The sequence below is a fragment of the Arsenicicoccus sp. oral taxon 190 genome (assembly GCF_001189535.1).
In the GTDB taxonomy this organism is placed as follows: domain Bacteria; phylum Actinomycetota; class Actinomycetes; order Actinomycetales; family Dermatophilaceae; genus Arsenicicoccus.
Genome location: NZ_CP012070.1, coordinates 2,221,796 through 2,241,808, shown reverse-complemented (window position 1 = coordinate 2,241,808; position 20,013 = coordinate 2,221,796). Strand labels below are relative to the sequence as shown.

Sequence of the window (20,013 nt, the reverse complement as noted above, 5' to 3'; positions counted from 1 at the left end):
ACGTCGGTAGAGCGGTGGATCAGTGCTTCTTGCTGACCGCGCTCAGCGCGTCGACGATGCCGTCGCCGTAGAAGCTGTTGAACTCCGGCGTCCCGGTGCACGTCGCGGTGTACTTCGCGTTGACGCCCGGGTAGACCATCGTCGCCGGGGAGGGGCAGGCGTGGTCCGTCGCGGTGCGGGTGAGGATCTTCTCGGTCTGGTGGGGGTTGAGCGCCTGGCCGCCCTGCTTGGGGTCGCGGTGGCCCCACCGGTCGATGATCAGCGCAGCGACGCCGGTGGCGTGCGGCGCCGCCATGGAGGTGCCCTGCATGAAGGTGTAGTAGCCGTCGCCCTGCTTGATGACGAAGTCGTTGGTCGGCTCCCCCGTCACCGGGTCGATGTCACCCTCGGCGATCCCGACGTTCTTGGGCATCGCGGCGAGGATCAGGTTGGTGGGCTTGGCATAGCTGGGCGTGCCGTACCAGTCGCGGTAGTCGCCACCCGGCGCGGCCACGTCGACCGAGTGCAGGCCGTAGCTCGAGTAGTAGGCCTTGCGACCCGACGGCCCGACCGACGTGACCGTGAGGACGTGGTCGCCCTCGGTGGGCAGGTCGAGGCAGGAGTTGTCGATGACCCGGTGCTTGGCCGCCCCCTCGGGGTAGTCCGGGGAGGAGTCGTCGACGGTCGGGTTGTCCAGGTCGGTGGCGGAGTTGCCGGCCGCCGCGATCAGGGTGACGCCCTTGCCGCGGGCGTAGCGCAGTGCACGGTTGGTGGCCTCGATGGTGAGCCGCTGCTGCGCCTGCTCCTCCGGGGAGTCGGCGGGGTTGTTGGCGCAGTTGAAGGCCCACGGGTCGATGTAGTAGCTCATGTTGACCACGTCGATGCCGTTGTCGCCGGCGTAGGTCAGCGCCTTGACCGTCGGGGCCAGGAAGAAGTAGCCGGAGTCCTGACCGGCGCGCAGGTTGACGATCTCGGCCTGCGGGGCGACGCCGGCGATGCCCTGGCCGTTGACCGGGGAGGCGATCGTCGACGCGACGTGGGTGCCGTGGCCGCCCTCGTCGACGTCGGCCGGGTCGGTGCAGGAGCCGTCCGGGTCCTCCGCGCAGGGGCCGTCGATGTCGGGCATGTCGACGGTGAAGTTGCGCGACAGCGCGGCGTTGAAGTTGGGGGCGATGTCGGGGTGGTGGCCGTCGACGCCGGTGTCGATGACTCCCACCCGGACCCCGCGGCCGGTGGCGATGCGGTGCGCCTGCGCGGTGCGGATCATCCGCATGTCCCACTGGTAGCCGGCGAGCGGCTCGCCCTCGGTGTCGAGGGCCGGCGCGGGCGCCTTGCGTCCCTTGCCGCGCTGGGCCTTGAGCTTCTCGATGTCGGCGATGCTGGGCTTGGCCTCCTTGGGGGCCCGCCCGATCACCCGGTCGGCGCTGGCGGTGTCGACGGCGGCGTCGGCACGGACCGCGCCGGTGAAGTCGGTGCGGGTGGTCCGGACCGAGTAGAGGCCGATGGCGGCGTCGACCTCGGTCACCTCGCCCCCGGCCTTGCGGATGGCGGCGCGGACGGCGGCGTCCTGCGCGCCGTTCTTGGCGAGCACGAGGACCGACCGGGAGGGTCCCTCCTGGCCTGCGGTGGCGGGGGCTGCGGCGGCGAGGCCGGACAGAGCGGCAGCGGCACTGAGCGTGACGGCGATGGCACGTCGGTGTGTGGTCACGGGAGAGCTCCTGGCGGTGGCTAGGCAGTCATCCGTCCCGGGTTGGGTTGGATTGCCCGATCCTGTCGCGCAGGTCACACCCTGTCATAGCCCCATCTGGGTGGTGTCCCTCTGTTTGGCGTCACGCTCCGCAGTGAGGTCGGGGGCGGTGCGGTCAGGGGCGGTGCGGTCTCGCGAGCCCAGCGCCGACTGTGCCGACTGGGCCGCCTGCGCCGACTGGGCCGCCTGGGACCGGGACTCGTTGGACACCGCGGGGTCGGACATGAGCCAGCGCGCCACGGCGGTGGCGCCCCGACCGGCGGGCCGGCCCAGCACCAGGTCGACGCCGGCCTCCAGCGGCGGCGGCAGGACGCTCAGCCCGAGCATGCGCCGGGCCCAGCCCGGCAGGGTCGCGATGGCGCCTGCCGCGAGCATCCAGTAGCCGGGCCGCGAGGACCACCCGAGCGGCGGCGTCAGCAGCAGGAAGCGCGCAGCCTCGACCGCGGCCGGGGTGCGCCGCAGCTCGGGGCGGTAGGCGTCCAGGGTGGCGCGCAGGTCGGCATACGTGCGGGGCAGGTCGGCCACCCCCAGCTCCGCGGAGACCCGCGCCGCCTGGGCGGTGTACTCGTCCAGCTCCCGCTCCCCCAGGCGTCCCGCCCCGAAGGCCTGGTAGGTCGCGACGAAGCTGTCCGCCTCCGCGACGTGCACCCAACGCAGCAGGTGCGGGTCCGACGCGGCGTAGCGGCGTCCGTCAGGAGCGACCCCCACCACGCGCTCGTGCAGGTTGCGCACCCCGTCGACCATGGCCTGCGCCCGCCGCGCCGTGCCGTAGGTGGTGGTGGCGATGTAGTGGCTGGTCCGCTGCAGCCTCCCCCAGGGGTCGCCCTTGTAGCCGCTGTGCTCGGCCACCCCGGCCATCGCCAGCGGGTGCAGCGACTGCAGCAGCAGCGCGCGCAGACCCCCGCTGAACATCGACGTGTCGGCGTGGACCTGCCAGATCACGTCGTCGGGGCCGAACCACCGCTCCCCGACCTCGCCCCAGATCCGGTCCGCCCGCCTGTCGGCGTCCTCCCCCGCGATCCGCTGCCGCAGGCTCAGCGCCGCGTGCGTCCGCAGGCGCGCCAGCTCGTCCCGTGCCACTCGCTCCCCCGTAGCCATGCCCCCAGCATCTCAGCATCCGGACCGTCTCCGCGAGTGCGACGCACACCGGCGCGGCGCCGCCCCGGGTGGGGGTCGGCGCCGCTCCGGACAGGCTCAGCGGGTCACTGGTCTTCCTCGGGCTCGAAGGTCGAGCCCTTCTCGTCGGCGCCGGCGCCCGCGCCCGCGTCGTTGAGCTCGTCGAGGCTCGTGGTGCCGTCGCTGCCGCCGGTGGCCTGCTCGGCGTCGTCACCGGTCAGGCGCTGGTCCTCGGGTCGCTGCTCGGACATGGCGTGCTCCTTTCTGTCACAACACTTCTCTCGGTGGGCCACCGGCGGTCCTCCTCGCGTCGGACGCCATCGGCCCCGGGCTGTCGGCATACCCACCGGCCCCCGTGGCAGACGGCCGCGTCAGATCACGTAGGTGTCGGCCCGCCGCGGCGCCCGGCGCATCTCGGCCAGGTCGTAGGGCGTGCGCTGGTAGACGTAGTAGTTGAGCCAGTTGGCGTAGAGCAGGAACGCGTGGCTGCGCCAGGTGACCCGCGGTGGCTGCGTCGGGTCGTCGTCCGGGAAGTACCCCACCGGCACGGCGATGGGCAGGCCCTTGGACGCGTCGCGGTGGTACTCCAGGGCGAGCGTGTCGGCCTCGTACTCCGGGTGACCCGTCACGAAGAGCTGCCGCCCGTCGCGGGACTGCGCGAGGTAGAGGCCCGCGGTCTCGGAGGTGGCCAGCACCTGCAGCTGGGGGTGCGCCCGCACCTCCTCCAGGGGCGTGCCCGTATGCCGCGAGTGCGGCGCGGTGAAGGTCTCGTCGTAGCCGCTGACGATCCGCGCGCGGGGGTCGAGCACCCGGTGCTCGAAGACGCCGAACATCTTGTCCGGCAGCTCCACCTTGCCGATGCCGTAGTGCCGATAGAGCCCGGCCTGCGCGCCCCAGCACACGTGCATCGTCGAGTAGACGTGGTCGGCGCTCCAGTCGAGGATCGCGCACAGCTCGTCCCAGTAGTCCACCGCCTCGAAGGGCAGCTTCTCCACCGGCGCGCCCGTGATCACCAGGCCGTCGTAGCGCTCGTCCCGGATCTCCTCGAAGGTGCGGTAGAAGGTGTCGAGGTGCTCGGTGGAGGTGTTGCGGGACTCGTGCGAGCACATCCGCACCAGGGTGATCTCGACCTGCAGCGGGGAGTTGGCCAGCAGCCGCAGCAGCTGGGTCTCGGTGACGATCTTGGTCGGCATGAGGTTGACGATGGCGATGCGCAGCGGGCGGATGTCCTGGTGCCCGGCGCGCTCGGTCGACATGACGAAGACGTTCTCGGACTCGAGCGTGCGGCGCGCCGGCAGGGCGCGAGGGACGTTGACCGGCAACGGGATCGACCTCCTCGATCGGGATGGACCTCGACCGAGGCCCGCGTGACCGCGTCGACGGTGGCCGCGCGGCCGGGTCTGCCCTCGAGAGGCACCGGCGCGGAACCGGGTGCCGAGCGACCTCCTCGAGGTGATCGGTCGCTGCTCTGGACCCAGGGCCAGGGTGCCACACGCGCCCGCCGGCCGCCGGGGCGCGCCAGCCGTCGAGACGGCGCCGGCCGTCGAGACGGCGCGGCTACCGCAGGGCGCCGGTCGTGTCGAGGCGCACGTAAGCCTCGCCCTGCGCCGGCCGCCGGTCCTCCTCGTCGCGTCGGGGCCACAGCGCGCAGGCCCGCTCGGCCTGGGCGGTGATCGTCAGCGAGGGGTTGACGCCGAGGTTGGCGCTCACCGCGGCGCCGTCGAGCACCGAGATGCCGGGGTATCCCCACACGCGCTGGTAGGGATCCACGACGCCCGTCGCCGGGTCGTCGGAGATCACGGCGCCCCCGAGGTAGTGCGCGGTCATGGGCATGTCGACGACCTCCCCGACGCTGCCGCGGGCGTCCGCCGGGACCCCGGTCACGGCCTCCAGCCGCCGTGCGATCGCGCGCAGCGCCGTGTGCCCGACCGGGATCCACGTGGGGTTGGGCTCGCCGTGCCCCTGCCGGCTCGTCATGGAGTGGCCGCCGAGCAGGCCCCGCCGATAGCTGGTCGTCAGGGAGTTGTCGCGGCTCTGCATGACCAGCCCGATGACGGTGCGCTCGCTCCAGCGGCGCAGCCACAGCGACCGGGCGGCGCCGAGCGGGTCGCGGACCACCTCCCCCAGGTAGCGGACGTACCTCGGCACCCGCCCGCCACCCGGCACGAGCAGGGCCGTCAGGGCGCCCATGAGGTTGGACCCGACGCCGTATCGGCAGTTCTCGACGTGCGTGTCCTGGTCGGGGTGGAAGGACGAGGTGATCGCCACGCCCTTGGTCAGGTCCACGCCGGGCGGGACGCGGCGGGTGCCGGCGCCGCCGATCATCTCGGAGTTGGTGCGCGTCAGCCGTCCGAGGGCGGGCGACAGCCGGGGCAGGTCGCCGGTGTGCCGCAGCCGGTGCAGCAGGCGGCTCGTCCCGAAGGCGCCGGCCGCCATCACGACATACGTCGCCGTCGTCTCCTGACGGTCCCGGCCGACCCAGGCGCCGGTGCGCTCGTGCTCGACCCGGTAGCCGCGCTCGGGGCGCGCCGGGTCGATCGGCCGCACCCGCGTCACCGTCCGTCGCTCGCGCACGACGGTGCCGAGCCGCTCGGCGAGGGCCAGGTAGTTCTTGACCAGGGTGTTCTTGGCGCCGACGCGGCACCCGACCATGCAGCTGCCGCACTCGGTGCAGCCCGTCCGCGCGGGTCCCTCGCCGCCGAAGTAGGGGTCGGCCACCGTCTCCCCCGGCCGGCCGAAGTAGATCCCGACGGGCGTCTTGCGGTAGCTCTCCTCGACCCCCATCTCGCGGGCGACGTCGAGCATCAGCCGCTCCACCGGTCCGTCGCAGGGGTTGGTGACGACGCCGAGCATGCGCGTCGCCTCGTCGTAGTGCGGTGCGAGCTCGCTCTCCCAGTCGGTGATGTGCGCCCACTGCCGGTCGGCGTAGAACGGGCCGTGCGGGCGGTAGAGCGTGCAGGCGTAGTTGAGCGAGCCGCCGCCGACACCCGCGCCGGCGAGGACGAGCACGTCGGGCAGCCGGTGGATCCGCTGCACCCCGAAGCACCCCAGCCGCGGCGCCCACAGGAACCTCCGCACGTCCCAGCTGGTCCTGGCGAAGTCCTCGTCCTCGAACCTCCGGCCGGCCTCGAGCACCTCGACGCGATAGCCCTTGGCGGCCAGCCGCAGCGCCGCCACCGAGCCTCCGAAGCCGGAGCCGACCACCAGCACGTCGACGTCGGTCCCCTGGTCGTGGGTCACCTGGTCCATGCGGCACCTCTTCCCCGGGTCGACCCGGCCGTATGACGCGCCCCCCGTCGCGGGGTCGCCGTCCGTCGCGCGGTGACGACGTGCGGGGCAGGTTACGCAGGGGTAGCCGCCCTGCACAGCCCCGGGCCCGCTGGACGAGACACCCACGGGCCGGTCGCGGTCGGCTCGGGCATCCTGGACGCATGTCGCAGGTGCCACCCGTCGTCCCGACCCACCACGTCCGACCGCGCCGCGGCTGGCTCAACGACCCCAACGGGATGGTCCGTCACGGCGGCCGGTGGCACGTGTTCTACCAGCACAACCCGGCCGCGACGGTCCACGACCTCATCCACTGGGGGCACGCGTCCAGCCCCGACCTGGCGCGCTGGACCGAGCACCCGGTGGCGTTCGGCCCGACGCCGGACGGCCCGGACCGCTTCGGGTGCTGGTCGGGGGTGTTCGTGCCCGACCTGGAGCGGCCTGCAGTCGCCTACTCGGGGGTGGTGGACGCGACCTTCGCGAGCACCGTGTGCCTGCGCTGGGCCCTCGACGACGACCTTGACACCTGGTCCGAGCCGATCGTGGTCGGGCGGACGCCGTCGGCGGACGGGGTGGCCGTCATGCGGGACCCGTTCGTCTTCACCCACGGCGGGCGTCGGTGGGCCCTGCTGGGCGCAGGCCTCGACGACGGCACCCCTGCGGTGCTGCTCTACGGCTGCGACGACGTGCTGGCCTGGAGCTATGAAGGGCTGTGGCTGACGCACGCGGACCCCGTCGCGGCGGCGCACGCCCCGGGCGACATCTGGGAGTGCCCACAGCTGGTTCAGACCGAGGGCGGCACCGCGCTCGTGCTGAGCCTGCAGCACGACGGCGTCCTGGACCGCGCGGTCTGGCTCACCGGCGACCTCGGGACCGGCGCCGACGGCCGACCCACCTTCGCGGCGCGCCAGGGCGGACCGCTCGACACGGGCGACGCGTTCTACGCCCCGCAGGTGCTGCACGACGAGCCGGAGTCGCTGCTCATGGGGTGGGTGCGGCAGGACGACCTCCCCGCGGACCCGGTCGACCCGGGCAACCCGGGCAACCCGGACGACCCAGCCGTCGGGGACCGCCCGGGCGGCGACCTCGTGGCCGGGTGCCTCACCTTCGCGCGTCGCCTGCGCGTGGAGGGTGACGCCCTGCGCAGCCGGCTGGACCCGGCGGTCGAGTCCCTCCTCGGCCCCGAGACGGACTGCCCGGACCGTCCGGTCACCGTGGCCGACGGCAGGGTCCGGGTCTCGGGGTCCGGGCCGTGGCGGCTGGCCGGGCGCACCACCGTCATCGACGGCGCGGGTCCGGCGGACCTGTGGTGCGACGGCGAGGTCGTCGAGGTCTACCCGCACGACGGCTCGGCGCCCGCCACCTGGCGGGACGTGGGCACCCGCGGCTGGACCCTGCACGCCGAGGAGGGGCCGGTCCTCCTGCAGCCGCTGACCCCTGCCTCGCCCTGACGCCGCCCCCACAACGACCCTGGACGACCTGCTCTTGCCTCGCCTCGTGGACCGGGAGCGGGTGCAGGAGCACCAGCATCGGATGCTGGGCGAGGTCCGGGCCTACCAGCTGCGCGAGCCCCGTGAGAGCGCGGGCCATACGGCAGCGGCCCCCTCCGCAGGACGGAGGGGGCCGCGTGCACCGGTCAGGCGGTGTGCTCGGGGATCGCCTTGTGCTCGAGGAGGTAACGCTCGGCCTCCTCGTTCCAGATGTTGTTGTTGCGACCGCAGATCTCCGCGAGGCCCGCGAAGAACTCGTCGTCCTTGCCCAGCTCGGCGAAGTCCTCGATCGCGGTGAGCGGCATGCGGGCCCACGGGTAGATGAGCTTCTTGCCGCCCGGGATCGTCGGGTAGGTCAGCACGGTCTCCGGGACCGAGTCCAGGCCGCCGACGTGGGTGACCATGAAGGACGGGTTGAGCTCGCCGCGGGCCGACATCTCCAGGGACTCGACCATGTCGCCGGTCGAGCCGCCGGACGTGCCGACGATGTGGGTCGACTCGTAGTGCACGTTGTAGAAGTTGAAGTCGGCGACGAAGCTCTTGTCGGTGGGGCCGGCGAAGAAGTTGAGGCAGCCGTCGAAGCCGAGGATCTTGTCGCCGAGCTCGACCAGCGCGCGCACCGGGGCGAAGACGAAGACGTCGTCGAAGCCCTTGGCGTCCGGGGTGAGGGCCCGCAGCGTGTCGACCGGGTCGCCCTCGGAGGTGTTGACGTACTGCAGCTCGACGCCCTTGGCGCGGGCGTCCTCCACGGTCAGCAGCGACGCCACCCGGTCCAGGCGCGCCTGGTCGATGTCGACGACGACGACCTGGGCGGGCTTGTAGGGGCCGTTGATGGCGTAGTCGATCGCGCCGATCCCCATCGGGCCGGCGCACCCGAGCAGCGCCATACGGCCGCCCTTGACCGGGCCCATGAAGTGCTCGTAGACGAACGGCTTGGTGTGGTACTGCGCGTGGAAGGCGCCGATGATGCACGACATCGGCTCGGCCAGACCGGCATTCGCGAAGTAGGTGCCGTCGTAGGGCAGGACGCAGCCCTTGTCGATCGCGATCTTGGGGATGATCGTGTAGTGCGTGTCGCCCCCGAAGTAGGGGTAGGAGTAGCCGCTGGAGTAGCCGTTGGGCAGACCCATGGCGGGCTGGATCGCGATGCGCTGGCCGACCTGGTAGTCGTCCTGGTAGTCCGCGCCGACCTCGACGATCTCGCCGGCGAACTCGTGACCGGCCATCACCGGGACCTCGGCGATGTTGGGCGGGACGCGCTTGTGGTCCTCGCCGAGGATGGTGGCCTTGTAGGTCGACATGCAGATGCTGTCGGACATCACCTTCATCAGGATCTCGTCCGGGCCGATGGGCGGAAGCTCCACCTCGGCGACCTTGATCTTGCCCTTGCCGTGGATGACGGCGGCTTCGGTGCGCATGCTGTGCTCCATCCGTGGGGGGTGTCGTGCTCCGCTGACGACAACGGTAGGCGCCTCGACGGCTTTTGTCTATAGGTTGACTAAAGTGGCTCAGGCGAGGGACTCGACCAGCCGGGTCACCCGGGTCGGCTCCAGGAGCGCATCGGCCGCCAGGGTGACCGCGCCCGTCGTGCCGGCGCGCCCACCCAAGAGCGAACCACGGATCCGCAGCGTCTGCAGCGCATAGCTCCCCGCCCCCGCCTCGATCGCGGCGCGCAGCGGCGCCATCAGCACGCCGCCGGCGTCGGCCATCGCTCCCCCGATCACCACGGTGCTGGGGTTGAGCAGCCGCACGACCTCCGCGAGCGCGCGCCCGAGGGCGTCGCCCACCTCCCCGACCAGGGTGCAGGCGAGCGGGTGCCCGGCCTGCACCAGGTCGACGATCTCCAGACTGGTCGAGACGCGAGTCCCCTCTGCGGTCAAGCGATCTCGTATGACGTAACCGCTGGCCACCTCCTCGAGCCGCCGCAGCCGACCGTCCGGCCCGGGCAGCGTGAGGACCCCGACGCCGCCGCGCTCGCCGCGGTAGACGCGGCCGTCGAGGACGAAGGCGCAGCTCATCCCCATCCCGACGCGGACGACGACCGTGTGCCGCCCCTCGCCGACCGCGGCGTGCTCGGCCACCGCCATCAGGTTGACGTCCCGGTCGACCACCTGCACCTGCCCCCGCACGGCGAGCAGGTCGGTGAAGGCGACTCCCTCCCAAGCGGCCTCGCGCAGCGGTGCCCCGATGACCCCGGCCCGCATGTCGACCGGTCCGGGCACCCCGACCCCCACGGCGCGGACGTCGTCGACGTCCTTGCCGAGCCCCGCGAGGAGTCGGGCCGCCCGTTCGTCGGCCCAGCCGGCCACGCCGAGCGGGCCGGTGGCGAGGCCGATGTCAGCGGCGTCCTCGGCGAGGAAGCGCCCGCCCAGGTCGGTGATGGCCAGACGGGTAAAGGCGCCTCCGATGTCCAGCCCGAGCAGCAGCCCGTAGTCGTGGTTGAGCGCGAAGGTCTCGGCCGGGCGGCCGCCCTCGGAGGCGCCGTAGCCGGTGCTCACGACCAGCCCGGACGCCAGCAGCTCGTCCAGCCGCTTGCCGACGGTGACGCGGGACCAGCCGAGGGCGTCGACGAGGCCGCGGCGGGTCGTCGGGCCGAGGGTCCGCAGCTCGGCGAGCACCTCGCCGGCGCCGGTGTCGGATCGGGTCATGCGGCCATGCTGCCACCCCGGGGCGCTGCTGCGACCCACCTCCGCCGCGTTTTGCGTGCCGGTGCCCAGAAGTCGGCCGTCAGGCGGTGGTGAGGCGGCGGTGGCGCAGCAGCAGCAGGGCGAGCGCCCCGACGCCGCCGAGGAGCATCAGGATCACGCCGAACCAGTACATCCAGCCCACGTGCTCGGGGACAACGAGCCGCTCGGCGAGCAGCTCGTGCTCGAGGGCGTAGGCGTAGACCCAGCTGACGACCCCGACGACAGCCGCGGCGAGCAGGGCGGCCACGGCGAGGATCCACACGAGCGGTGGGCGAACGGTCTGGGACATCCATGCCTCCTGTCGAGCCGCGGTGAGCACCGGCGGACCGGACCAGTGAAGCACCTGGGTGCCGCCACGCGGAGGGCGGGGTCGCCTCAGCGACGCAGGTAGTGCCCGACCGGTCGGCCGTCCACGCGACCGACCGTCACGGGCACGGCGAAAACGTCCTCGAGCAGCGGCTCCTGCATCACCTCCTCCGGGGTGCCGGCCGCGACGACCCGCCCCCCGCGCATCGCCACGATCCGGTCGGCGAAGGCCGCGGCGGCGTTGAGGTCGTGCACCACCACGACCACCGTCTTGCCGAGCTCGTCCACCGCGCGCCGCAGCAGCCGCAGGATGCCGAGGGCATGCCGCATGTCGAGGTTGTTGAGGGGCTCGTCGAGCAGGACGTAGTCGGTGTCCTGGGCGAGGACCATCGCGATCAGGACCCGCTGCCGCTGGCCGCCGGACAGCTCGTCGACGAACCGGTCGGCGAGGTCCGCCAGGTCCAGGTAGTGCAGCGCCCGGTCCACGTGCTCGACGTCGATCGGCCGCAGCCGCCCCCCGCAGTGCGGGAACCTGCCGAAGCCGACGAGGTCGCGCACCCGCAGCCGCACCGCCAGGTGGTGCTCCTGCCGCAGGATGGCGAGTCGCCGCGCCAGCACGGAGGATTCGCACCGCGACACGTCCAGCTCGTCGACGTGCACCGACCCGGCGTCCGCGGCGAGCAGCCGCGCGACGATCGACAGCAGCGTCGACTTGCCGGCGCCGTTGGGCCCGACCAGGCAGGTCAGGGCCCCGGCGGGCAGGTGCAGCGTGACGTCGTCGACGACGGGCGTGTCGGCATACGCCTTGGTGACGCCGCGGACGGAGATCCCGGGGGTGGTGGTGGTCATGCGCGGGCCCTTCGGAGCAGGAGGACGAGGAAGACGATGCCGCCGAGCAGCTCGACCACGAGGGACAGCGATCCCTCCAGGCCGAGGAGCTTCTCGAAGACGAGCTGGCCGCCGACGAGGGTGACGACGGCGGCGCCGCAGGCGGCGGGGAGCACGCCGGCGTGCCGGTGCGTGCCGACGGTCTGGTAGGCGAGGTGGGCCACCAGCAGGCCGAAGAAGCTGGTGGGGCCGACCAGGGCGGTGGCGGCGGCGACGAGCAGCGCGACGACCGCGAGCACGACGAGCTGGGCACGCCGGTGGTCCAGGCCGAGGGAGACCGACAGCTCGCGGCCGAGGGCGAGCACGTCCAGCCGGGCGGCGCTGCGCAGCGCCCAGGCCAGCGCGAGCGCCACGATCAGCGCGCACACCCCGATGAGTCGCGGGTCGGCACCGTGGAAGTCGGCGAAGTAGCGGTCCTGCAGCACGATGAACTCGGTGGGGTCCATGGCCCGGGTCAGCAGCGTCGACAGCGCCCGGAAGAGGCCGCCCGCCACGACGCCGACGAGGACCACCAGGTGCAGGCTGCGGCCCAGCCCCACGAGCAGCCAGCGGTAGAGCAGCACCGCGAGCGCCGTCATGACGCCCGCCTGCACCCCGAAGCTCGCGACCGGGTCCAGCGAGGTGCTGGCCGTGATGCCGAGGCCGGCGACGGCGGCGGTCTGCACCAGCAGGTAGAGCGCGTCGAAGCCCATGATCGAGGGCGTGAGGATCCGGTTGGCGGTCACGGTGTGGAAGAGCACGGTGGCCAGCCCGACGGCGGTGCCCACCACCGTCATGGTCGCGAGCGTCGTCTGCCGTCGCGGCAGCACAAAGCTGACGACGGCGTCGGTCAGCCCGCCCGTCACGCCCCACAGCGCGTATGCCGTGGCGGCTGCCGCCGCCAGCACCCACCACCCGGCCACCCGCAGGCGTACCTCACCGGACACCGCGGATCCCTCGCACCAGCATCGTCAGGAAGGCGGCGGCGCCCACGACGCCCAGCACCGTGCCGATGGGCAGCTCGTGGGGTGCCACCAGGGAGCGGGCCAGCAGGTCGCAGCCGAGGACCAGCGCCGCGCCGCCGAGGGCGACCCACGGGACGGCGTGCCGGGCGTTGCCGCCGATGGCGAGGACGACGAGGTTGGGGACCACGAGGCCGATGAAGCCGAGCATGCCGACGGTCACCACGACCGCCGCTGTCGTCACCGCGACGATCGTCATGCCGAGCGCCATGGTGCGGCGGTGGTCCAGCCCGAGGCTCGTGGCCACCTCCTCCCCCAGCCCGGCGACGGTGAAGCGGTCGGCGACCACGGTCGCGACGACGGTGAGCGCCCCGGCCAGCCACAGCAGCTCGTAGCGCCCCTGGATGGTGGCGGAGAAGTCGCCGGTCAGCCAGGCGTTGAGGCTCTGCAGCAGGTCGGCGCGGTAGGCGACGAAGGTGGCGACGGCGCTGACGATCCCGGCGAGCACCAGGCCGATCAGCGGCACGACGAGGACGTCGCGGATCGTGACGGCGCGGACGAGACGCAGGAACACCGCGGTGCCGGCGAGGGCGCAGGCGGCGGCGATCGCCATACGGACCACGACGGGGGCCTGCGGCCAGGTGAGGGCCACGGCGAGCAGACCGAGGGAGGCGAACTCCATGGTCCCGGTGGTCGCGGGCTCGACGAAGGGGTTGCGGGTGAGCAGCTGCATGATGAGCCCGCAGACCGCGAGGCCGGCGCCGGCCAGCACGAGGGCGATCGTGCGCGGGATCCGGCTCACCGCCAGCAGGTCCAGCGCCTCGCCGCGCCGGGCCGGGTCGAGCAACGCGCCGGGGGTGACGTCCGCGACGCCGACGAAGAGGGACCACAGGGCGAGCCCGAGGACCACCGCGGCCCCGGCGAGCAGCAGCGCGCTCTGCCGGGGTCCGCGGCGCCCGGTGGCCGCGGTCGCGACGGTCACAGGCCGGCGGCGGCCTCGTCGACCATGGCCGCGAGGTTGTCCAGGCCGGCGCCGGTGACGTACCACCGCTGCCCGTCCAGGTAGGTGATCCGGCCGTTGGCGCCGGCCGGGGTGGCCTTGACGAGGGGGTTGTCCAGGATCTGCGCGGCCGCCTTGCCGCTCTCGCCGATCGCGGCGTCGCGGTCCACGACGAAGAGGTGGGCCGGGTTGGCGGCCTTGACGAACTCGAAGCTGGCGGCCTGGCCGTGGCGGTCCTCGCTGATCTGCGCCGCGGTGGGCTTGACGCCCAGCACCTGGTGGATCAGGCCGAACCTCGAGCTCGGCCCGAAGGCGCTGACCTTGCCGCCGCTGGTCATCAGGATCAGCCCGGTGCCGGCGTTGCTCGCCTTGGACCGGGCGCGCGTCACGGCCGCGTCGAGCTGGGCGTGCTTGGCGGCGACCTCCTTCTCCTTGGCGAAGATCCGGCCGAGGGTGGTGTTGGCGGCCTTGGCGTTGGTGACGAAGTCGCCCTTCGAGCTGATGGTCAGGTCGATGGTGGGGGCGATCTTGGACAGCTCGGGGTACTTCGCGGTGGCGCGGGCGCCGACGACGATGAGGTCGGGCTTGTCGGTCGCGAGCTTCTCCAGGTCGGGCTCCTTCATGGGCCCGAGGTCGGCGTAGCGGCCGGCGGAGAAGTCCTGCAGGAAGGTGGGCATCGCCTGCTTGGTGACGGCCGACACCGCGTCGCCCGCGCCGATCGAGCGGATGCTGTCGAGCACCCCCATGTCCAGGACGGCGACCTTGCGGGGCTGCACCGGGACCTCGGTGGTGCCCTTGGCGTGGGTGACGGTGACGGTGCGGCCCGAGGCCTGCGACGAGCCGCCGGAGGAGCCGCTCGAGCCGCTCGAGGAGCCGCCCGAGGCATCCGCGGAGCCGCAGGCGGCGGTGGCGAGCGTGGCGGCCGTGAGCACGGCGACCCCGCCGAGGGTGCGAGGGGTGAGGTGGCGCGCGGGGGCGGGCACAGGGGTAGGCATGGCACTCCGATCGGTCTGGGCTATCACGGGGATAGGTAGACCTTACTTAGGCAAACCTTAGTAGAGCCTGGGAGGGGGTCCGGGCGCGGGGAGAGATGGCTCACAGCACCCGGGGTCGAGGGCTGCCCGGGCGGGTAGCCGGTCCACCCGCGGGTATGCGCGCCGGTGATGCCCCGGCGACGCCGAGGCCGCCACAGCCGTGAGGAGAGCAGCGATGAGCACCACCCGGCAGGACCGCACCCTCGACTTCCTCCGACGGGGCTACGGCTTCTCGGACGCGTGGCGGCGTGAGCTGCGCGACCTCGACCCGCGCTCGGTGGCCCGGATCCCGATGCGGCTGCTGGGGCGGCGGGCGCTGCTGGTGCGCGGCGACGAGGGGGTCCGGCTGTTCTACGACACCAGCGCCGTCAAGCGGCACGGCGCGATGCCCCTGCCGATCCGCGGGCCGCTCTTCGGGGCCGGTGCCGTGCACGGCCTCGACGACGAGGAGCACCGGCACCGCAAGGCGATGTTTGTGGGGATCGCGTACGACGACGCGCAGGTGGCGCGGCTGATGCCGCTGGTCGAGCAGGAGTGGCGGCGCACCCTCCAGCAGTGGCGCCGGGACGGTGGGGGCGACGTCTACGACGCCGCGGTCGTCGCCTACGGCCGGGCCATCATGACCTGGGCCGGCGTCGACGTCCCGACCGCGGAGCAGGACCGCTGGGCGCGGCGGCTCGCGCAGATCGTCGACGGCTTCGGCTCGCTCTCCCCCGCCCACCTCGTGGCCTGGCTCAACAGGACGCGCTGCGACCGCTGGGCCGCGTCGCTGGTGCGCCGCGCCCGCAGCGGCGCGCTCCGGCCGCAGCCGGGCACGGCCCTGCAGGTGATCAGCGAGCACCGGGACCTGCGCGGGGAGCTGCTGGACGAGCACACCGCCGCGGTCGAGCTGCAGAACGTCATCCGGCCCACCATCGCGGTGTCGCGGTTCGCGGCGTTCGCGGCGCGGGCGCTGCACGAGAACCCCTGGTGGACCGAGCGGATCGCCCGCGAGTCCGCCGAGCGGGGCACGCTGGTGGGCGGCCGGGAGGCCACGGCCTTCGCCGAGGAGGTCCGCCGCGTCTACCCCTTCGTGCCGATGCTGCCGTCCATCGCGCGGCGGGACCTCACCTGGCAGGACCAGCAGATCCAGGCCGGGGACCGGATCTTCATCGACATCGTCGGCACCAACCGCGACGAGCGTCACTGGGACTCGCCGCGCACCTTCGACCCGCGCCGCTTCCTGGACGTGGACCGCGAGTCGATCGAGCACTTCGTGCCGCAGGGCGGCGGGGACGTCCGCACCGGCCACCGCTGCCCCGGCGAGAAGATCGCGGTCGGGGTCCTCGCCATCACCGTGGCCGCCATGAGCGAGCCTGGGCTGCAGGTGGATCCGCACAACCTGGCCTTCGACACCACCCGGCTGCCGACCAAGCCCCACCGGGCTCGCGTCGTCGCCGACTGAGGGGACCACCATGGCCGAGATCGCGATCACGCTCACCGTCCCGCTCCCCCGGGAGGTCGTATGGCGCCGCCTGTGGTCCCCGTCCCGCCACACCGCTGCGATCCCGCTGACGGTCGTCACGAGCACGAGCGACCCGATGGCCCAGCCGGGTTCCCGGGTCGTGGCGCGCACCTCCGTCGGGCCCGTGGGGTTCGACGACGTCATGGAGGTGGTCGACGTCGCCACCCCGCCGGACGGCGCCTGGGAGTGCCGGATCCACAAGCGCGGCAGGGTGATCCGCGGGGCGATCGCCGTCACCGTTCAGGACAGGACCGGGTCGCAGGACGGCGTCGTGAGCGAGGTCCGTTGGCGGCAGCGGATCTTCGTCGCGGGGCTGCCGGCAGTCCTGGACCCCGTGGTCGGCGGTGCGGCCTGGCTCGCCTACCGGACCGGCATACGGCGCATCATCGGGGGCTGAGGGCTCGTCAGACGAAGGCGTTGATCCCGGTCCGCGCGCGGCCGATGAGGAGCTTCTGGATCTGGGAGGTGCCTTCGTAGAGCGTCATGACGCGGGCGTCGCGGAGGTACTTCTGTGCGGGGTACTCGTCGATGTAGCCGTAGCCGCCGAAGCACTGGATGGCGCGGTTGGCCGAGCGCACCGCGGCCTCGGAGGCGAAGTACTTGGCGGTGGAGGCGGCGACGCCGAAGGGCTCGCCGCGGTCGATGAGATCCGCTGCGCGCCAGGCCAGCAGGCGTGACGCGTCGGCGTCGACGGAGATCTCGGCGATCATGTCCTGGATGAGCTGGTAGGACGCGATCGGCTTGCCGAACTGCTCGCGCTGGGTGGTGTAGTCCACCACGGACTCCAGGCACCCCTGGACGATCCCGACGCACCCGGCCGCGACCGAGACGCGGCCCTTGTCGAGGGTCTGCATCGCGACCCGGAAGCCCTGCCCCTCCTCGCCGAGCAGCGCGTCGGCCGGCACCCGCACCCCGGTGAGGAAGATCTCGGAGGTGGCCTGACCCCGCAGCCCGAGCTTGCCCTTGACCTCCCGGCGCTCGAACCCCTCGGTGTCCGTGGGCACCAGGAAGGCGGAGATGCCCTTGGCTCCCGGTCCGCCGGTGCGGGCGAAGACCAGGCACACGTCGGCCCAGGAGCCGTTGGTGATGAAGATCTTCTGACCGTCGAGGACGTAGTCGTCGCCGTCGCGAACCGCCTTGGTGGTCAACGTGGCCGGGTCGGAGCCGTTGCCCGGCTCGGTGAGGCCGAAGCAGCCGAGCGTGGTGCCGGCGGCGATGCCGGGGAGCCAGCGCTGCTTCTGCTCCTCGGTGCCGTAGCCCAGGATCGAGCCGCCGACGAGCCCGGCCGAGACCGACACGACGCCGCGCAGCGAGGAGTCGGCGCGACCGAGCTCCTCCAGGCCGAGGCAGTAGGTCACGTAGTCGCTGCCGAGGCCGCCGTAGGCCTCCGGGATCGTGAGGCCGAAGAACCCGATCTCACCCATCGCCGGGATGATCGCGGTGTCGATGGACTCGGCGCGGTCCCAGGCGATCCGGTGCGGCACGGCCTCCCGGTCGAGGAAGTCCCGCGCGAGCGCCTGAAAGCTGCGCTGCTGCTCGTCGAGCGACAGGTCCATGGGTGTGGCCCCCTTGGTGCGGTGAGACGACGGTGTCCGCGCTGCGCTGTCGCGGCGGCGTCCCTTGGACGGCTACGCGACGGCGTACCGCCGAGTAGATCACACGGTGGGCGGGGCTGGCTCGGTCGTCGCCTCGGCGTTGAGCCGCTCCAGGTCCTCCTTGCTCAGCCCGAAGAAGTAGGTCGCGAGGAAGCCGGCCAGGTAACCGACGAGGAGGCCGCCGGCATACACGGCGATGGCGGCGCCGATCCCCCGGCTGCCGTTGGTGAGCGGAAAGAGCGCCCAGCCGCTCGGACCGATGGCCGTGGACCCGACGGAGACGCCGAGCTGGTTGAACAGGCCCACGAACCCACCGCCGACCGCGCCCCCGATGCAGGCGGTCACGAACGGCCGCCCGAGCGGCAGGGTGACGCCGTAGATCAGGGGCTCTCCCACGCCCAGGAAGCCGGCGGGCAGCGCTGAGCGGATGGTCTGACGGATGCCGGCGTTGTGCTTGAGGCGCAGGTAGAGGGCGATGGCGGCGCCCACCTGACCGGCTCCGGCCATCGCCAGGATCGGCAGGAGCACGGTGTAGCCGGTCTGCTGGATGAGGGTGGTGTGGATCGGGATGAGCGCCTGGTGCAGACCGAGCATGACCAGCGGCAGGAAGAGGCCCGCCAGGACCAGCCCCGCGAAGGCGCCCCCGTGCTGGAGCAACCCGTTGGCCAGGGTCCCGATGCCGCTGGCGACCCAGCCGGACACCGTCATCAACGGGAAGATCGTGAGCACACCGGCGACCAGCACGACGAACGTGGGCACGAGGAGCATGCTGATCGAGGCGGGCGCCCATCGACGGGCCCAGCGCTCGAGGTAGGCAGCGAGGATCGCCGCGAGGAGCGCGCCGATGACCCCGCCCTGGCCGGGCGCCAGCTTCTCGCCCGCGACGGTGACCTTGGCGACCCCGGCGAAGGGGATGATGGCGGCCACCGCGCCGCCGAGGATGGGCGTGCCGCCGAACTCCTTGGCGGCGTTCATGCCCACGAAGACCGCGATGAGCGTCATGAATCCGCTGGCCACGGCGGCCAGCACCGGCGTGATCGGGGCGGCCCAGGGTGCCGCACCCCGGGTGACGAGGTTGATCAGCACCCCGTTGAGCCCCGCGATGATGCCGCACGCGATGAGGGCCGGGATCAGCGGCAGGAAGATGTTGGCGATGCGGCGCAGGAAGGCCTTCACCGGGGTCTGGTTGCGCCGCTTGCGGTCGCTGCGGATCTGCTGCCCCCGGTCGCGCAGGCTCGCGGCGTCGGTGCCGTATGCCGTTGTCGCGCCGGGCGCCTCGGCACGGTTGGGCTCGGCGCGATCTGCCTCCATGGCGGTGGCGACGTCGTTGACCAGTCCTGGCCCCAGCACCACCTGCACGGTGTCGTCCATGACGACGCCGAGGACCCCGTCGATGGCGCGCAGCCGGTCCTGGTCGACGGCGTCCTGGTCGCGGACGGTGACGCGCAGCCGGGTGATGCAGTTCTCCACGTCGGCGATGTTGCGCGGGCCGCCGAGGGCAGCGGCCGCCTGGGTGGCGATGGTGCGTGGGTCGGCCATCATGACTCCTTCGTCAGGGTGGTGAGGGTGGCCCGCAGGTCCCCGTCGTGCCGGGCGAGCGCGGCGTCGACCTGCGGCGGGGTGAGTCCCGTGAGGAGCGCGAGGGCGGCCGGCTTGGCCCGGCCGTCGTGCTCGTCGAGGGCACGCTCGACCGCTGCGGCAGGCGCCCCGGTGATGGTGGTGACGATCCGGTGGGCGCGGGCTCGCAGCTTGGCGTTGGTGGCGCGCACGTCGACCATGAGGTTGCCGTAGGTCTTGCCCAGCCGGACCATCGTCATGGTCGAGATCATGTTGAGCACGAGCTTCTGGGCCGTGCCCGACTTGAGCCGGGTGGACCCGGCGACCAGCTCGGGGCCGACGACGACCTCGATCGCGAGGTCGCCTGCCGCCGCCAGCGGTGACCCCTCGTTGCAGGCGAAGCCGACGGCGAGGGCGCCGCGCCGTCGGGCCTCCTCGACGGCACGGACGGTGTAGGGCGTGCGGCCGGAGGCCGACAACCCGACCAGGGCGTCCGCCTCGCCGAGCCCGATCCGGTCCAGGTCCTGGACCGCCAGGTCCTGGTCGTCCTCGGCGCCCTCGACGGCGGTCGTCAGCGCCACGTCCCCGCCGGCGATGAGGCCGACGACGAGCGACGGGTCGGTGTCGAAGGTCGGCGGGCACTCCGACGCGTCGAGGACCCCCAGGCGGCCGGCCGTCCCCGCACCGGCATACACGAGTCGGCCACCGGCGCGCAGCCGCTCGGTGACCGCGTCGACGACCGCGGCGATGGCGTCGAGCTGCCGGGCGACGGCGTCGGTCACGCCGGCATCGGCGGCGTTCATCGCGACGGCGAGCTCCCGGGTGGACAGGGTGTCCAGGTCGGCATGAGCGTCGTCGACGCTCTCGGTGGTGAGCGTCGACAGGTCGGGCTGCTCGGGCAT

The 20,013-nt window shown here is 72.9% G+C and carries 18 protein-coding genes; 3 read left to right on the top strand and 15 right to left on the bottom strand.

Going from position 1 to position 20,013, the window contains the following annotated elements:
- Positions 1–19: 19 nt before the first annotated feature.
- From ADJ73_RS10415 to ADJ73_RS10400, 5 genes are all read right to left on the bottom strand, one after another.
- Positions 20–1,687, bottom strand: a complete 1,668-nt coding sequence (locus tag ADJ73_RS10415) for a S8 family peptidase (protein ID WP_082176915.1) — start codon at positions 1,685–1,687, stop codon at positions 20–22.
- Between the two features lie 84 nt (positions 1,688–1,771).
- Positions 1,772–2,824, bottom strand: a complete 1,053-nt coding sequence (locus ADJ73_RS10410) for an oxygenase MpaB family protein (protein ID WP_082176914.1) — start codon at positions 2,822–2,824, stop codon at positions 1,772–1,774.
- A 104-nt stretch (positions 2,825–2,928) separates the two neighbouring features.
- Positions 2,929–3,093 (bottom strand): hypothetical protein, encoded by a 165-nt coding sequence (locus ADJ73_RS16985; protein WP_156188204.1) that lies wholly within the window; start codon positions 3,091–3,093, stop codon positions 2,929–2,931.
- A gap of 120 nt (positions 3,094–3,213) precedes the next feature.
- Positions 3,214–4,164, bottom strand: coding sequence for a homoserine O-acetyltransferase MetA (gene metA / locus ADJ73_RS10405; RefSeq protein WP_050348209.1), 951 nt, complete (start codon positions 4,162–4,164; stop codon positions 3,214–3,216).
- A 235-nt stretch (positions 4,165–4,399) separates the two neighbouring features.
- Positions 4,400–6,091 (bottom strand): GMC family oxidoreductase N-terminal domain-containing protein, encoded by a 1,692-nt coding sequence (locus ADJ73_RS10400; RefSeq protein WP_050348208.1) that lies wholly within the window; start codon positions 6,089–6,091, stop codon positions 4,400–4,402.
- 182 nt (positions 6,092–6,273) lie between these two features.
- Between ADJ73_RS10400 and ADJ73_RS10395 the strand changes: the two genes are divergently transcribed.
- Positions 6,274–7,560: a glycoside hydrolase family 32 protein gene (locus ADJ73_RS10395; protein ID WP_050348207.1), complete on the top strand. Its 1,287-nt coding sequence runs from the start codon at positions 6,274–6,276 to the stop codon at positions 7,558–7,560.
- Positions 7,561–7,745: 185 nt separating this feature from the next.
- On the opposite strand, the gene ADJ73_RS10390 is transcribed toward ADJ73_RS10395, so the two are convergent.
- From ADJ73_RS10390 to ADJ73_RS10360, 7 genes are all read right to left on the bottom strand, one after another.
- A complete protein-coding gene (locus ADJ73_RS10390; protein WP_050349382.1) occupies positions 7,746–9,017 on the bottom strand; it encodes an alcohol dehydrogenase catalytic domain-containing protein in 1,272 nt (423 codons plus the stop codon).
- 90 nt (positions 9,018–9,107) lie between these two features.
- Complete coding sequence (locus ADJ73_RS10385) at positions 9,108–10,247, bottom strand: ROK family transcriptional regulator (RefSeq protein ID WP_050348206.1); 1,140 nt, start codon at positions 10,245–10,247, stop codon at positions 9,108–9,110.
- Positions 10,248–10,326: 79 nt separating this feature from the next.
- Positions 10,327–10,575 carry a hypothetical protein gene (locus tag ADJ73_RS10380; RefSeq protein ID WP_050348205.1) on the bottom strand — a complete coding sequence of 83 codons (249 nt, stop codon included), beginning with the start codon at positions 10,573–10,575 and terminating at the stop codon, positions 10,327–10,329.
- 86 nt (positions 10,576–10,661) lie between these two features.
- Positions 10,662–11,441 carry an iron ABC transporter ATP-binding protein gene (locus tag ADJ73_RS10375; RefSeq protein ID WP_050348204.1) on the bottom strand — a complete coding sequence of 260 codons (780 nt, stop codon included), beginning with the start codon at positions 11,439–11,441 and terminating at the stop codon, positions 10,662–10,664.
- On the bottom strand, positions 11,438–12,406 hold the full coding sequence (locus ADJ73_RS10370) for an iron chelate uptake ABC transporter family permease subunit (protein WP_050348203.1): 969 nt from the start codon (positions 12,404–12,406) through the stop codon (positions 11,438–11,440). Before ADJ73_RS10370 ends, ADJ73_RS10375 begins: the two co-directional genes overlap by 4 nt.
- Complete coding sequence (locus ADJ73_RS10365; RefSeq protein WP_082176912.1) at positions 12,396–13,403, bottom strand: ABC transporter permease; 1,008 nt, start codon at positions 13,401–13,403, stop codon at positions 12,396–12,398. Before ADJ73_RS10365 ends, ADJ73_RS10370 begins: the two co-directional genes overlap by 11 nt.
- Complete coding sequence (locus tag ADJ73_RS10360) at positions 13,400–14,416, bottom strand: siderophore ABC transporter substrate-binding protein (protein WP_082176911.1); 1,017 nt, start codon at positions 14,414–14,416, stop codon at positions 13,400–13,402. The genes ADJ73_RS10365 and ADJ73_RS10360 overlap by 4 nt, the downstream gene beginning before the upstream one ends.
- Before the next feature lie 214 nt (positions 14,417–14,630).
- On the opposite strand from ADJ73_RS10360, the gene ADJ73_RS10355 reads away from it, so the two are divergent.
- A complete protein-coding gene (locus ADJ73_RS10355; RefSeq protein WP_082176910.1) occupies positions 14,631–15,899 on the top strand; it encodes a cytochrome P450 in 1,269 nt (422 codons plus the stop codon).
- 10 nt (positions 15,900–15,909) lie between these two features.
- On the top strand, positions 15,910–16,356 hold the full coding sequence (locus ADJ73_RS10350) for a hypothetical protein (RefSeq protein WP_050348201.1): 447 nt from the start codon (positions 15,910–15,912) through the stop codon (positions 16,354–16,356).
- A 7-nt stretch (positions 16,357–16,363) separates the two neighbouring features.
- Here ADJ73_RS10350 and ADJ73_RS10345 read toward each other — a convergent pair whose 3' ends face one another.
- The 3 genes from ADJ73_RS10345 to murQ all read right to left on the bottom strand — a co-directional run bounded on the left by ADJ73_RS10345 (position 16,364) and on the right by murQ (position 20,013).
- Complete coding sequence (locus ADJ73_RS10345; RefSeq protein ID WP_050348200.1) at positions 16,364–17,515, bottom strand: acyl-CoA dehydrogenase family protein; 1,152 nt, start codon at positions 17,513–17,515, stop codon at positions 16,364–16,366.
- A gap of 99 nt (positions 17,516–17,614) precedes the next feature.
- Complete coding sequence (locus ADJ73_RS10340; RefSeq protein ID WP_216593626.1) at positions 17,615–19,093, bottom strand: PTS transporter subunit EIIC; 1,479 nt, start codon at positions 19,091–19,093, stop codon at positions 17,615–17,617.
- The gene (gene murQ, locus ADJ73_RS10335; RefSeq protein ID WP_050348198.1) at positions 19,093–20,013 is read right to left on the bottom strand and encodes an N-acetylmuramic acid 6-phosphate etherase; all 921 of its coding nucleotides are present in this window, start codon (positions 20,011–20,013) and stop codon (positions 19,093–19,095) included. Before murQ ends, ADJ73_RS10340 begins: the two co-directional genes overlap by 1 nt.

What these genes read in the sequence shown, in the direction of transcription:
- ADJ73_RS10360 (WP_082176911.1), bottom strand. Translation starts at nt 14,416, where the DNA reads ATGCCTACCCCTGTGCCCGCCCCCGCGCGCCACCTCACCCCTCGCACC.
- ADJ73_RS10375 (WP_050348204.1), bottom strand. Translation starts at nt 11,441, where the DNA reads ATGACCACCACCACCCCCGGGATCTCCGTCCGCGGCGTCACCAAGGCG.
- ADJ73_RS10355 (WP_082176910.1), top strand. Translation starts at nt 14,631, where the DNA reads ATGAGCACCACCCGGCAGGACCGCACCCTCGACTTCCTCCGACGGGGC.
- ADJ73_RS10390 (WP_050349382.1), bottom strand. Translation starts at nt 9,017, where the DNA reads ATGCGCACCGAAGCCGCCGTCATCCACGGCAAGGGCAAGATCAAGGTC.
- ADJ73_RS10385 (WP_050348206.1), bottom strand. Translation starts at nt 10,247, where the DNA reads ATGACCCGATCCGACACCGGCGCCGGCGAGGTGCTCGCCGAGCTGCGG.
- ADJ73_RS16985 (WP_156188204.1), bottom strand. Translation starts at nt 3,093, where the DNA reads ATGTCCGAGCAGCGACCCGAGGACCAGCGCCTGACCGGTGACGACGCC.
- ADJ73_RS10400 (WP_050348208.1), bottom strand. Translation starts at nt 6,091, where the DNA reads ATGGACCAGGTGACCCACGACCAGGGGACCGACGTCGACGTGCTGGTG.
- ADJ73_RS10350 (WP_050348201.1), top strand. Translation starts at nt 15,910, where the DNA reads ATGGCCGAGATCGCGATCACGCTCACCGTCCCGCTCCCCCGGGAGGTC.
- ADJ73_RS10345 (WP_050348200.1), bottom strand. Translation starts at nt 17,515, where the DNA reads ATGGACCTGTCGCTCGACGAGCAGCAGCGCAGCTTTCAGGCGCTCGCG.
- murQ (WP_050348198.1), bottom strand. Translation starts at nt 20,013, where the DNA reads ATGCCCGAGCAGCCCGACCTGTCGACGCTCACCACCGAGAGCGTCGAC.
- ADJ73_RS10380 (WP_050348205.1), bottom strand. Translation starts at nt 10,575, where the DNA reads ATGTCCCAGACCGTTCGCCCACCGCTCGTGTGGATCCTCGCCGTGGCC.
- ADJ73_RS10410 (WP_082176914.1), bottom strand. Translation starts at nt 2,824, where the DNA reads ATGGCTACGGGGGAGCGAGTGGCACGGGACGAGCTGGCGCGCCTGCGG.
- ADJ73_RS10395 (WP_050348207.1), top strand. Translation starts at nt 6,274, where the DNA reads ATGTCGCAGGTGCCACCCGTCGTCCCGACCCACCACGTCCGACCGCGC.
- ADJ73_RS10340 (WP_216593626.1), bottom strand. Translation starts at nt 19,093, where the DNA reads ATGGCCGACCCACGCACCATCGCCACCCAGGCGGCCGCTGCCCTCGGC.